Origin of the sequence: Terriglobus sp. 2YAB30_2 (assembly GCF_052114765.1) — a bacterium.
In the GTDB taxonomy this organism is placed as follows: Bacteria; Acidobacteriota; Terriglobia; order Terriglobales; family Acidobacteriaceae; genus Terriglobus.
Map to the genome: position 1 here is coordinate 22,236 of NZ_JBFRFJ010000027.1, position 12,151 is coordinate 34,386.

Here is a 12,151-nt window from a genome sequence, read left to right on the forward strand (position 1 = left end):
TTGATGGTGCGCCCGGAAGGAGTCGAACCTCCGACCTAATGATTCGTAGTCATTCGCTCTATCCAGCTGAGCTACGGGCGCATCCCTGCACGCTGTTATGCAACCAGCGGCAACTTTTCTAAGATACCACACATCGTTGTCACCCGCGACCTGCGGTGTGGATTAGAGCTTTTCCGCTGTTGCGGGGTATCCCGGAAGTTGCGGGGTATCCCGGAAGAGGAGTGCAGCGGCGTTTTCATTGCGGAAAATGCCCATAGATGTGGAACCCCTGCACTGCACATGCAGTGAAAATGCTCTACGCCTTTGCCGGAGCAGCCGCCGGCTGTGCCGGGGGAGACGGAGGTGGCGCTGGAAGCACCAGCGTCTCCGGCTCTGCAATCTGCAGGCCGGCGCGGCGCAGCAACTGGCGGACAACCGGTTCGCCGAAGCGCGTCGCGTCATACTCCACGCGCACTGTTTTCGCGGCTTCATCGATGGCCAAGCGGCGAATGCCGTAGACCTCACGCAGGTTGTTCAGGGCCAGAACCGCGGCCTCCGCAGGAGGCACGCTGTAGCGGTAAAGAGCGTCGACCGTAGTCATATCTTCAGGGTACAGGTGCGGAGGGCGCGGTTCAAGCAGGATGCCAGGCGATCACAGTTTAGACAAGTAGTCGATCATCTCGGGATTGGTCCACTCCTGTGGTCCAATCAGCTTGCGGCGGATCACTCCCTTGCGGTCGATGATATAGGTCTCAGGAAAGCGATACGAGCCGTACAGAGCATTCGATTTTTGCTGTGCGTCGCGCACTGTCAGGAACAGGATGCGGTGTTTATCGAGAAAGCGTTTGTAGGCGTCTCCATCTTCATCCGTAGATACTGCAAGGACCTGGATATTCGGCATCTGTTCCTGCAACGCCTGCAACGACGGCATCTCTGCCACGCAAGGACCGCACCATGATGCCCAGAAGTTCAGGACGACCACCTTGCCACGGAAGTTCGATAACTTCGCGGCGTGGTCGCTATCGGTGACGGTGAAATCGGGAGCCACCCCACCGATCTGCCCGGGCTTCACGTTGCGCTCACAGGCGGTGAGCAGGAGCGACGAGGCGAGCAGGGCTGAGGTAAGAAGCTTCATAACGGGTCGCTTCCTATAATACGAGTGCTGGAGCATCTTCCCTGCAGGTGTAGTGTCGGGCTTCCATATCCTATGGGCGTTTTCCGCAATGAAAACGCCGCTGCACTCCTCTTCCGGGATACCTAGGGTGTGTCATCAAACTCGTGCCGTCAGCGCCGGGAGCAGATTTTTACGAGATCGAGGAATGAGGAGAGAACTGTAGCTGGCTTACTGGAACGACGAGCGACGAAGAGATCGGGAATCGGGGTCCCCAGTCAGCTTTGCTGGCTGGGGTGAAGAAAATCTGCCCCGGCCCTTCGGGTTGCGGCGCAAATTCGCCCATACTTCGTTGTCGGCCTCGACTGTGGACCCGCCACAGCCTTCGGCCTCCGCCTCGTCTGGACAAATTTGCGCTCGCAACGCTGACGACAGGAGTTGGATGACACACCCTAGCAACAGGGAAAATGCTCTAAGGGAGAGCTGATGGAACTTACCGTGATGGTGCCGGCCCGGAACGAAGAAGCCTGCCTGGAAGCCTGCCTGCGCTCGCTCACGGCACAAAGCGAGCCTGGTTTCGAGCTTGGCCGCCACTGGGAGCTGATTGTCGTTGACGATGGTTCCACAGACGCGACGCACAGCATCGCCGAGAGCGTCGCAGGTGTGACCGTCATGAACGCTCCGCCGCTTGAGACCAAACCGGGCCGCAAAGGGATGACCGGCAAGAACAATGCTCTGTGGGCCGCTGCACAGCAGGCAAAGGGGAAGTGGCTGTTGTTTACCGATGCCGATACCCGGCACGCCTCCGGCAGCCTGGGCCGCGCCATGCGCGAGGCAGAGAAGTATGAGGCGGCAATGCTCTCCTATTCGCCAAAGCAGATTGTTACCGGTTTCTGGCAGCGGGCACTTATGCCTTTGATCTTTTCTGAGCTGGCAATTGCATATCCGCCGAAGAAGGTCTCCGATCCTGCCAGCCGGATTGCGGCCGCCAATGGCCAGTTCCTTCTGATTGATCGGGAGACTTACTTTGCCGTGGGTGGACATCAGGCGGTCGGCGACAAGGTGCTGGAGGATGTAGAGCTGGCGTGGAAGGTCAAAGCCTCGCGGCGGCGCCTCCGTTTCCGCTACGGCGGCGATGCACTGGAGACCCAAATGTATCGCACGCTGCCGGCGATGATCGAGGGCTGGACGAAGAACCTGGCCATCTTATTCCTGCAGCCGCTGGCGCTGGCGGGTTTCCGCCTGATCGACTTTGGTCTGTTGCTTACCCTGCCGGTATTGATGGTAGTCCTGCCGCAGCACTTGTTATTGCTCTGGTGGCAGTGGGCGGCTCTTGGCCTGCTGTGGGTTCGCGTGCTGTGGCGCTATCTCGCCCGCGTCCGTAAAAGCGAGTTTCCGTGGATTGACTGCGTGCTCAGCATTGCGGCTCTGCCTATGTTCGGCTGGTTGCTATGGCGAAGCTGGATGCAGGTGAAGCTGAAGCATGAGGTCGCCTGGAAGGGCAGAGTGTACAAAGCATAGGGACCTAGCCATAAGAGCCCTGTCTCAAGATGTTGCACGAGCTTGGATTTGTCATTTCTCCCCTGTCGGTGGTCGCTGCGAAATGACAAACAAATGTGGGTGCGAACGACATTTTCCTGGCCTCAGATAAGCCCTCGCTACTCGCGGTAGACATATTTTCGACACCTGAACTATATTGGACGGCGCAGCTTTGGCTGCCCATCATCGCCACCTCAAATGTTCAGGAAAGCTCATCCGATGACGTTTATCGCTTCCCGCCGTCAGGTTCTCCGCGGTCTTGCCGCCAGCGCCTTTGTCGCCGCCATCCCTCGCGCTAATGGCCTTTACTTCGACTGGCAAAGACCGAACGGTCCTATCAAGATCAGCGATGTCGAGATCTTCGAGGTCCGCGGCTCGTACTCCGTTCCCGCGGGAGTGAACGGGCAGCAGCAGGTGAGCCCACTCGATGTCTACGACGATCTCCGGCCGCCGGTCTATGCCGACCACCCGGCCGGCAAAGACCGCGTTGCCAAGCCTTCGGCCATGTACATCCGCATCAAGACCGATCAGGGTCTCGAAGGCCTTTACGGTCCTATCGAAGAGGATGCCGCGGTCATCGTTCATCGCGATCTGCGGAAGTTCCTTATCGGCAAAGACCCGTTAGCCGGGGAACTGCTGTGGGACGAGATGTATCGCTCTAATCGTCAGTCGCGGGCCTCCATCTTCATGATGGCTATCAGCGCCTGCGACATCTGCTTGTGGGATCTTCGCGGCCGCTACTTCGGCGTTCCGGTCTACCGTCTGCTTGGCGGTCCCACTCGCAGCTCGGTTGAGTACTACGCCTCGTGCCTGGGGTTCTCGCTGGAGCCTGAAGCTGTTCGTACGCGTGCCACGGCTCTCAAGAAAGAGGGCTATCGCAACATGAAATGGTTCATGGCCTATGGTCCCGGCGCAGGCCCGGAAGGCATGCGCAAGAACGTCGAACTGGTGAAGGTCTTGCGTGAGACCGTTGGCGACGATGTCGAGATCATGTTCGATTGCTATAGCGGCTGGGACATGACCTATGCCCTCGAATGGGCTCGCCAGGTGGAGCAGTATCGCCCCCGGTGGGTGGAAGAGATCACCATGCCGAACAAGATTGAGACCTTCGCCCAGGTGCGCCGCAAGATCAACTTTCCGGTTGCGTCAGGGGAGCACTTTTACACCCGCTGGGATGTCGAGCGCTACCTGCAGGCCGAGGCAGTCGACGTGGTTCAAGCTGACCCTGAGTGGTGCGGTGGCGTGTCGGAGCTGGTAAAGATCGGAACCCTGGCGGCATTGCACGACGTTCCCGTTCTGCCGCATGGCCACTGCCTCCACGCCGCGCTTCATGTCATCGCCAGCCAGCCTCCCATGACCTTCCCGCTGGGCGAGTACCTGGTCAACAAGATGGCGCATTTCTATCACTTCGAGAAGAATCCGCTCTTCCCGCACAACGCCAGAATCGCTCTACCTGCCGGACCGGGTTTTAACATCGAGCTCGACCCTGCCAAAATTGAGTCGCAGAAGACCATGGAGTGGGAGTAGGTTTCTGTACCTCCGGGGCTTTCCACTCATCTAAACTGGGTGGATGGTTCAGTTAACCCGTAAAGCCGAGTTCTCCGCGTCCCACTTCTACTGGGTCGACTCCTGGTCACCGGAAGAGAATCAGCGTATGTTCGGCAAGTGCGCCAACCGTAACGGCCACGGGCATAACTACACGCTGGAGGTGACGGTTCAGGGAAAGGTCGATCCCGTCACTGGCTTTGTCGTGGACCTGAAGCAGCTGAAGGAGATCCTTGAGCGTGAGGTCGTCAGCGTTTATGACCATCGCCATCTGAACTATGAAGTCCCGGAGTTCGGGACAATGCAGCCTACCAGCGAGAACATCGCCATTGCCATCTGGCAGCGCCTGGAGGGGAAGATCGCCGGCGCCAATCTGGTGAAGGTCCGCGTCTACGAGATGGAAGACCTGTACGCCGACTATATGGGGGAAGCATGAAAGCCTACCTCGGTCGCCGCTATCGCTTCAGCGCCTCGCACCGTCTTCACGTTGACGGCTTCAGTGATGAGCGTAACCGGGAAGTCTTCGGGAAGTGCAACAATCCCTTTGGCCACGGCCATAATTATTGGTTGGAGATCGTACTCAGTGGAACGGTCGATCCGACCACGGGCATGGTTTGCAACCTCGTTGAAATCGATGAGTTCGCCCACGGGCGCCTGATTGCGAAGTTCGATCATCAGAATCTGAATACTTTGCCGGAGTTTGCTGCTCTGGTCCCTTCTACCGAGAATCTGGCCATGGTCATCTGGGAGATTCTGAAGGGCTTTACCGCGGCAAAGGTGGAGAAGATTCGTATTGAAGAAACGCCCAACAACTCCTTTGAGTACAGGGGCGAATAGGGAAGCACTATGAGCACATTGACAGACAGGCCGCTCAGCGAAGCCTCCACGGAAGAGATCTACCGTGAGCTTCTGCTGCGCTATGACGAAGACCCCACTCGCGACGGTCTGCTGAAGACGCCGGAACGCATGGAGAAGGCGATGGCTTTCCTGACGAAGGGGTACAAGCAGGATCCCACCGAGATTCTCCGCGGAGCGCTCTTCGATGTGGACTACGACGAGATGGTGATCGTCAAGGACATCGAGTTCTACTCGCTGTGCGAGCATCACCTGCTGCCGTTTTTCGGGAAGGCGCATATCGCCTATATACCCGACGGCAAGGTCATCGGTCTTAGCAAGATGCCTCGTCTGGTGGATGTTTTCTCGCGCCGTCTTCAGGTGCAGGAGCGTCTCACGCGGCAGATCGCCGATGCTATTGTCGATGCCATCCATCCGCAGGGCGTGGCCGTCATTATGGAAGCGCGCCACCTGTGCATGATGATGCGCGGTGTTGAGAAGCAGAATTCCGCGACCGTAACCTCTGCCATGTTGGGCGTATTCAAAGAACAGCAGCAGACGCGCAACGAGTTCCTCTCGCTGGTCCGCTCGGGTAAGTTGTAGAAACGTGAACGGACTTTTAGTACTGGATAAACCCGCCGGGATGACCTCGCATGACGTTGTCAACCGTGTTCGCCGGGCGACGGGCGAAAAATCCATTGGTCATCTTGGAACGCTGGATCCCATGGCCACCGGGGTTCTTCCTCTCCTTCTGGGAAAGTGGACCCGCCTGGCGCAGTTCTTCTCCAACGCCGAGAAAGCCTATACCGGTGCGATCCGGTTCGGTTTTGCGACCGATACGTACGACGTGGAGGGCGAGCCGGCAGCGTCACCGCAGCCGTTGACACAGACACTCGAAGAGCTCTGTGCCTTAACCTCGCGTTTCCGGGGAGAGATTGAGCAGATGCCGCCGCCTTTCTCCGCAAAGAAGATCAACGGCGTGCCTGCGCACAAGCTGGCGCGTGCCGGCAAAGAGGTCCCGGTGAAGGCGGCGCGCGTTACGGTCAATCGCTTTGAGCTCACCGAAATGGAAGCAGAGACGGCTCGGTTTGTCGCGGAGGTCTCTGCTGGTGGCTATATCCGCTCACTTGCGCACGATCTGGGGAAAGCGGCAGGTTGTGGTGCGCACCTGACAGAACTTCGCCGCACTCGCGCCGGCGTGTTCACTCTGGATCAGGCGATGCCTTTGGATATGATGGAAGCGCTCGCTGGGAGAGGCGAGCTGGAAGCAGCCCTCCCCCATCCGCGTACTGTTCTGTCGGAGATGCCCTCGGTGACAGCCGATCTGGCAACGGCGGGCCGCCTGCGCAATGGTATGGCCGTGAACCTGCCGGAGTTCTCCAACGCTCCCCTGGTGAAGATCTTCGAAGGCCAGCGCCACCTGATCGCCATCGGCAAACGCATCGCGGGGACATTGATGCAGCCGATCGTTGTGATTGGCTGAGACCGTTCCTACAGGTGGTGGACCACGGCGCTGGTCCACTGTTCCGCCGCATAATGCTTGGCAGCGACATCGTCTTCGGCGATACCGAGGCGATGGCATGACGCGATCATGCTGCCCCAGTCGCCGCGTTCATATGCAACGGCAAGCGAAAGCGCCTGGGCATGAGCTTCTTCGGTCGCCGGATCGGTAAGTGCCGCAATGACCTCTTCCCGCAAAGGAAGGTTGGCGGCCGCATCTTTGACGTCCATCTCCAGCATGGGCAGTACCGCTGAGAGCATACCCATCAGATAGAGCTCCTCACACGGGCTGTTCAGATCGGTGGCCAGCAGCTCACAGAAGCGTGCCCGCTGGACACAACGTTCCATTGCCTCAATTCCTGATCCGCCGGTCAGTTCGGCTGCCAGAGCCGTGCGAACGATGCGACGGCTCTCATCCTCGCCGATCAACATAACCGCATGCCGCAGATCTGTAATCGTACGGCGTGAACTAACCGCCGCCGAGTTAACGTAACGAAGCACGCGGTAGCAGATGGCCGGTTCAGAGCGCAGGATGCGGAGGAACGACTCCAGGTTCAGATCCTGCTTGCAGATCTCAGCCAGCAACTGCAGTTGATGGATGGACTTTCCCGGGCCGCGCCGTGCGGTCATAATGGGTTTCATGAAGAAATAGCCCTGGAAGAAATCAAACCCTTCGGCGACGGCTATCTTCAATTGCTCGGCGTCTTCAATTCTTTCGGCGACAAAGTGCATGCCGCGAGGCTTCAGCCTCTTGATAATTTCTTTTCGATCTTCCGGGGTGCTTTGGGAGAAATCGATTTTGACATACTGCACGATGTCGAGAAACGGTTCCCATTGCTCGCGGAAATCGTAGTCGTCGAGCGCCAACGCGAATCCCTGGCTACGGTAGTAGCGGCATGCTTCCAGAACTTCTTCGTCTACCTCGACGTTCTCCAGAATCTCAAGAACGGTTCCTTTGGGCAGCAGCGTGGCACACCGGCTTACCAGCAGTGCTCGGGTGCAATTAACAAACGGTTTGGTTTCACCCACTAACGATTCGAGTCCGTGGGTGACGGCCCAGTCCACGATGCTGTTTGAGGCAGATTCGCCATCACCGCTGAAGCGATTCTCCCATGTGGCGCGGAACAACAACTCATACCCAATCGTCTTGCGCGCCGCAGTCATGATCGGCTGCTTGGCGAGGAAACGCATTGAGCCTGCGCCGTCTGCCGCTGCGGCAGGAGCCTGCACGGTTGCTGCGGGGCCCTGAGGTGTGATGTTGCGAGCTGGTGCCGAGAGTTGCACAGTACCTTTCGTGACCATGACCGATGAGGTCTTACTGCAACCTTATCGGCCCCCTCATTGTGCGCTTTAGCGCACCCCGTGAAACGGGGGAAAAGGTAACGGGTCAGGCAGTTACGACGACGGATGTCGGCAGCAACGGATTTTTCTTTAGCGAAAAACTCATCGTTTTAGATTCGGTTCCACAAGGGGAAGAACATTCTTCACGATCAACTGGCTGCCAAGATCGGTTGGATGGATCCCATCGCGCTGAATCGCTCCCTGGACTCCGTATACGTCCTTATAAAGGAAGGGGAAGAGCGTCAGGCTGTACTTCGTCGCCATCAAGGCATAGGTCTCGTTGAACTGGTTGATGTACACCTTGCCGTACTGCGGCGGCAACGTAATCCCCAGCAGGATGACCTTGGCCCCGGTCGCTGTCAGCTTTGCCAGGATGCCGTCAAAGTTTGCTCGCGTACTGGCAATGGGGATACCCCGCAGGCCGTCGTTGCCGCCGAGTTCCACCAGGATCACGGCAGGGTGCAAGGCAACGGCGTCTGCCACGCGGGCAAGTGCGTCTTTTGTGGTGTCCCCGGAGATGCCCTGATTGACGACATGGTACCTGTATCCCTTTTCGTCCAGAGCTTTCTGCAGGTAATCCGGGTAACTTTGGCCGGCATCGAGGTTGTAGCCGGCAGTAATGGAGTCGCCGAAGCATAAAATCACAGGACGTTCGTCTTTGATAGTTGAGGTTGCCGCCGGAGATGGGTTTTGGGCCATTGGCCGGGCCGCGTGGGTGTCGCGCGAGTAGTCCTCGGCGCGCCTGGTACCATCGCTGGTCTTGCATCCGGTAAGGGTGAGTGACAGGGCGAGGGGCAGGGCAATCCGGGACAGTTTCACGCAAGCAGTGTAGCGAATTGGGGAGAGCGAATTGAACGAAGCCATGATCGAGGTAAGCAATCTGACGCGGTCTATCCGCAACGGCCGACGGACTGTCGAAATTCTGAAGGGCATCGACTTCAACGTCGCTCACGGCGAGTTTGTCGCCATCATGGGATCTTCCGGCTCCGGAAAAAGCACACTGCTCGGCCTGCTGGCCGGTCTGGATACGCCTACGACCGGCGATGTGAAGATCGCCGGAGAGAGCATCAGCTATCTGCCGGAAGATCGGCTCGCCCAGGTGCGGGGAAAAAAGATCGGCTTCGTCTTCCAGTCCTACCAGCTCATTCCGACCCTCACCGCACTGGAAAATGTGCTTCTTCCCTACGAGCTCAATCTCGGCTCCGACGGTCTTGCCCGTGCAAAGGAGCTTCTTTCCAGTGTTGGACTTGAAGCCCGCATGGATCACTATCCGGTTCAGCTTTCCGGAGGAGAACAGCAGCGTGTAGCCATTGCTCGCGCCTTCGTGCTGCGGCCGCCGGTGGTGCTGGCTGACGAACCGACCGGCAACCTGGACTCCGCGAACGGAACCCATGTGCTGGACCTCTTGCTGGAGATGAACCGCACCTCGAACACCACCCTGGTGATGGTGACACACGACCCCAATATTGCCGCTCTCGCCGGGCGGCGCATTCTTCTTAAGGATGGCCTTATCGTCGCCGACGAGCGAAAGGCGGTCGAGTAGATGCCGTCGCTCAGTTGGACCTCCGCTCGCCGTATCGCCTGGCGCGAGATGCGTTCGTCGAAGGGCAAGTTCGCCTTTGTCATCCTTTCGGTTGCCGTCGGCGTTGCCGCGCTTACCGGGGTTCGCGGCTTCAGTGGCGCCTTCCGCACGGAGCTACTCGTACGCGCGCGCTCCATCATGGCCGCCGATCTTGCCGCCCGCATGTTTGCCCAGCCGACTCCTAAAGAGCAGGAGGGGTTGGAGGCCATGGAGCACGAGGGCCTACGTCTGACCACTGTCACCGAGATGGTCGCCATGGCCTCTGCCGAGCACTCGCTTGACCCTCTCCTGGTCTCGCTCAAGGCTATTGACCCGGCCGTCTATCCCTTTTATGGAACGGTCGATATCGCGCCGAAGGCCGTACTCCGCAATGTACTGCATGACAACACGATCGTCGTCGCCGAGGATCTTCTGATCCGGCTGAATCTCAAGGTCGGGGATCGCGTGAAGATCGGCGACGGACTGTTCACGATTGCAGGTGTCGTGACCAATGAGCCAGACCGTCTCTCGGGATCGTTTGCGGCGGGTCCGCGCGTCATCATTACACGCAAAGGGTTGGAAGACGCAGGTCTGATCGCAGAAGGGAACCGGTCGAACGAACGCTTTCTCTTCGAGCTTCCGGCACGAAGCTCCGATCAACAGGTCGCGGCGTGGAAAGAGCGCCTGGTCGCGCTGCTCCCTGAAGCGCAGGTGACTGACTACCGTGAAACCAATCCCGCGCTGACGCAAGGGCTGGACCGAGCCACCGGCATTCTGAGCCTGATGAGCCTGGTTGCACTCGTTCTTGGAGCCATCGGTGTTGCGATGGCTATGCGTGCCCATCTGCAGCAGCGCATGGACACCATCGCCATCATGAAGTCGCTCGGCGCCGGGTCCTCGCAGATCATGCGCATCTATTTGCTGCAGACGATATTGCTCGGCACACTCGGCGGCCTTCTCGGTGTCGCTATGGGCACCGCCGTGCAGCGATTTCTGCCGGTACTATTGCGCAGGCTCATCAATGTCCAGCCGCCCTTCACGCTTGACTGGCATGCGGTTGGGACCGGACTGACAGCCGGTCTGCTGACGACCCTGTTGTTTACGTTGCCGCCTCTGCTGGATATCCGCAAGGTGCGCCCTATCCTGATCCTTCGCCGCGCGGTCGAGCAGACCGACGAACCGATTCATAAAGCCTTCTGGGCTCGTTTGCGCTCAAACTGGGCGCAGCTTTTAGCAACCGTTGTGATTCTGCTCGGTCTCTCGCTCATTGCTGCTACGCTGAGTGACTCTGCGCAGACAGGCTGGACCTTCGCCGCCGGTCTCGGAGGGGTTCTTATCGCTCTTCTTGCCGCAGCCGCGATCCTGCTTGCTGTCCTGCGCCGTTTCCTGCGCGGAGCCGGGCTGACTCTGCCCTCGGCCATTCGCCATGGCCTGGCGAATCTCTATCGTCCTGGAAATCCTTCGGCGGCGCTGCTTGCTGCTGTCGGCCTCGGCGTCATGCAGATTACGACTGTCTTCCTGATGCAGCAGGCGGTTGTCCGTGAGCTGCGTATCGTCTCCTCGCCGAAGATCCCGAATATCTTCCTGGTTGATATCGCCAACTCCGAGGTTGAAGGCGTGCGTAAGGTGCTTACCAGCCAGCCTGGAGTTATGGCTGAACCGGAGCTGATCCCGGTTATCAGCTCGCGCATCACCAATGTGAACGGCGTTGCAGCCAAAGATCTGCGGCTGACCAACTTTCCCAGGCGGATGCTCCAGTCGATCCAACTCACCTGGTCCGACGAACTTCCACCCGGCACGACGGTACTGCAGGGAGAATGGTGGAAACCCGGGAGCACGGTGCCCCAGGTAGCCATCGGGCAACGCATGAGTCAGCGTCTCGGTGTCTCTCTTGGCAGCCATATTGTCTTCTCGGCACAGGACAAGCCGATTGAGGCCGTAGTGGCTGCGATCATCAAGTCCGACGGCCAGCACGCCTACTCACGCGCGGAGTTCATTCTGCCCAAGGCTCCGCTGCAGGGCTTCCCGGTCGTCTGGTACGGAGGCGCGCACGTCGATCCGAAGAAGGTGGGTCAGCTTGAGCGCGCCATGTTCGCGGCTTATCCCACGGTTACGGTGATCGATGTGGCGCAGGCGCTCGAGACCATCCGCCAGGTCGTACTGCAGATCACGGTGGTGATTCAGTTCCTTTCGGCGTTTTCCATCTTCGCGGGCATGGTGATTCTGGCGTCTTCCATCGCAGGCACACGCTACCGCCGCATCCGCGAGGTCGTTGTACTCAAGACATTGGGAGCCACCCGCTCGCGCATCGCCACCGTCTTTTCGATTGAGTTCGCCGTTCTGGGACTGGTCGCCGGTTTCACGGGAGTCATCTTTGCCACGGTGGTCGCCCGGTTCCTGCAGCGCCAGATGGGTATCGAGTTCCAGCTTCCCTGGATGACCGATCTAACCATGATGGCGGGTACTGCCGTTATGGCCGTGGCCACCGGCTGGATCGCCAGCCACCGTGTGCTCGGCCAGAAACCGCTGGAGGTCCTGCGCGAGGAGTAGGCGGTGCACGGGAATCTCACCTCAGTTCAATAACCCCATACTCTGGGTGCCTGTAGGAGGTCAAGAGGTTGTTGACATCTGGAGCCTGCTGATGGGCGGGCGTAGGTTGAGGCTAGCATGAGGTCTTTGTTGGTTGTAGAAGTCTGTCCAAGGGGCGAGTTGGGTGTCTCTTTGTTCTGAGTTTTCCCAGT

The 12,151-nt window shown here is 58.8% G+C and carries 13 protein-coding genes and 1 tRNA gene; 8 read left to right on the plus strand and 6 right to left on the minus strand.

Translation table 11 applies throughout. The annotated features are described in order from the left end of the window. Positions 1-4 precede the first annotated feature (4 nt). The 3 genes from AB4Y89_RS23300 to AB4Y89_RS23310 all read right to left on the minus strand — a co-directional run bounded on the left by AB4Y89_RS23300 (position 5) and on the right by AB4Y89_RS23310 (position 1,114). Positions 5-81: transfer RNA gene (locus AB4Y89_RS23300), tRNA-Arg, on the minus strand. Positions 82-295: 214 nt separating this feature from the next. Next, positions 296-580, minus strand: a complete 285-nt coding sequence (locus tag AB4Y89_RS23305) for a hypothetical protein (protein ID WP_442303342.1) — start codon at positions 578-580, stop codon at positions 296-298. A gap of 51 nt (positions 581-631) precedes the next feature. Beyond that, the gene (locus AB4Y89_RS23310) at positions 632-1,114 is read right to left on the minus strand and encodes a TlpA family protein disulfide reductase (protein WP_442303343.1); all 483 of its coding nucleotides are present in this window, start codon (positions 1,112-1,114) and stop codon (positions 632-634) included. Positions 1,115-1,576: 462 nt separating this feature from the next. Here AB4Y89_RS23310 and AB4Y89_RS23315 point away from each other — a divergent pair, with 462 nt between their 5' ends. The 6 genes from AB4Y89_RS23315 to truB all read left to right on the plus strand — a co-directional run bounded on the left by AB4Y89_RS23315 (position 1,577) and on the right by truB (position 6,491). Beyond that, entirely contained in the window at positions 1,577-2,611 is a 1,035-nt protein-coding gene (locus AB4Y89_RS23315; RefSeq protein WP_442303344.1) for a glycosyltransferase, read from the plus strand. 237 nt (positions 2,612-2,848) lie between these two features. Then, positions 2,849-4,156, plus strand: a complete 1,308-nt coding sequence (locus AB4Y89_RS23320; protein ID WP_442303345.1) for an enolase C-terminal domain-like protein — start codon at positions 2,849-2,851, stop codon at positions 4,154-4,156. Positions 4,157-4,199: 43 nt separating this feature from the next. Then, a complete protein-coding gene (locus tag AB4Y89_RS23325) occupies positions 4,200-4,610 on the plus strand; it encodes a 6-pyruvoyl trahydropterin synthase family protein (RefSeq protein WP_442303346.1) in 411 nt (136 codons plus the stop codon). Continuing rightward, positions 4,607-5,011, plus strand: coding sequence for a 6-carboxytetrahydropterin synthase (locus AB4Y89_RS23330; protein WP_442303347.1), 405 nt, complete (start codon positions 4,607-4,609; stop codon positions 5,009-5,011). Before AB4Y89_RS23325 ends, AB4Y89_RS23330 begins: the two co-directional genes overlap by 4 nt. A gap of 9 nt (positions 5,012-5,020) precedes the next feature. Continuing rightward, positions 5,021-5,611, plus strand: a complete 591-nt coding sequence (gene folE, locus AB4Y89_RS23335) for a GTP cyclohydrolase I FolE (protein WP_442303348.1) — start codon at positions 5,021-5,023, stop codon at positions 5,609-5,611. A gap of 4 nt (positions 5,612-5,615) precedes the next feature. Beyond that, complete coding sequence (gene truB, locus AB4Y89_RS23340; protein WP_442303349.1) at positions 5,616-6,491, plus strand: tRNA pseudouridine(55) synthase TruB; 876 nt, start codon at positions 5,616-5,618, stop codon at positions 6,489-6,491. Positions 6,492-6,499: 8 nt separating this feature from the next. Here truB and AB4Y89_RS23345 read toward each other — a convergent pair whose 3' ends face one another. Then, positions 6,500-7,810, minus strand: a complete 1,311-nt coding sequence (locus AB4Y89_RS23345; RefSeq protein WP_442303350.1) for an EAL and HDOD domain-containing protein — start codon at positions 7,808-7,810, stop codon at positions 6,500-6,502. A gap of 141 nt (positions 7,811-7,951) precedes the next feature. Then, positions 7,952-8,668, minus strand: coding sequence for an arylesterase (locus tag AB4Y89_RS23350; RefSeq protein WP_442303351.1), 717 nt, complete (start codon positions 8,666-8,668; stop codon positions 7,952-7,954). Between the two features lie 43 nt (positions 8,669-8,711). On the opposite strand from AB4Y89_RS23350, the gene AB4Y89_RS23355 reads away from it, so the two are divergent. Continuing rightward, positions 8,712-9,392 (plus strand): ABC transporter ATP-binding protein, encoded by a 681-nt coding sequence (locus AB4Y89_RS23355; protein ID WP_442303353.1) that lies wholly within the window; start codon positions 8,712-8,714, stop codon positions 9,390-9,392. Further along, positions 9,393-11,960, plus strand: coding sequence for an ABC transporter permease (locus AB4Y89_RS23360; protein WP_442303352.1), 2,568 nt, complete (start codon positions 9,393-9,395; stop codon positions 11,958-11,960). It abuts the gene before it with no gap. 60 nt (positions 11,961-12,020) lie between these two features. Here the strand turns inward: AB4Y89_RS23360 and AB4Y89_RS23365 are convergent. After that, positions 12,021-12,151, minus strand: a 131-nt coding sequence (locus AB4Y89_RS23365) for an integrase core domain-containing protein (RefSeq protein WP_442301167.1), incomplete at its 5' end; no start/stop codon positions are given.

Coding starts and splice junctions, on each gene's coding strand:
- AB4Y89_RS23305 (WP_442303342.1), bottom strand. CDS start 580: ATGACTACGGTCGACGCTCTTTACCGCTACAGCGTGCCTCCTGCGGAG.
- AB4Y89_RS23310 (WP_442303343.1), bottom strand. CDS start 1,114: ATGAAGCTTCTTACCTCAGCCCTGCTCGCCTCGTCGCTCCTGCTCACC.
- AB4Y89_RS23315 (WP_442303344.1), top strand. CDS start 1,577: ATGGAACTTACCGTGATGGTGCCGGCCCGGAACGAAGAAGCCTGCCTG.
- AB4Y89_RS23320 (WP_442303345.1), top strand. CDS start 2,849: ATGACGTTTATCGCTTCCCGCCGTCAGGTTCTCCGCGGTCTTGCCGCC.
- AB4Y89_RS23325 (WP_442303346.1), top strand. CDS start 4,200: ATGGTTCAGTTAACCCGTAAAGCCGAGTTCTCCGCGTCCCACTTCTAC.
- AB4Y89_RS23330 (WP_442303347.1), top strand. CDS start 4,607: ATGAAAGCCTACCTCGGTCGCCGCTATCGCTTCAGCGCCTCGCACCGT.
- folE (WP_442303348.1), top strand. CDS start 5,021: ATGAGCACATTGACAGACAGGCCGCTCAGCGAAGCCTCCACGGAAGAG.
- AB4Y89_RS23345 (WP_442303350.1), bottom strand. CDS start 7,810: ATGGTCACGAAAGGTACTGTGCAACTCTCGGCACCAGCTCGCAACATC.
- AB4Y89_RS23355 (WP_442303353.1), top strand. CDS start 8,712: ATGATCGAGGTAAGCAATCTGACGCGGTCTATCCGCAACGGCCGACGG.
- AB4Y89_RS23360 (WP_442303352.1), top strand. CDS start 9,393: ATGCCGTCGCTCAGTTGGACCTCCGCTCGCCGTATCGCCTGGCGCGAG.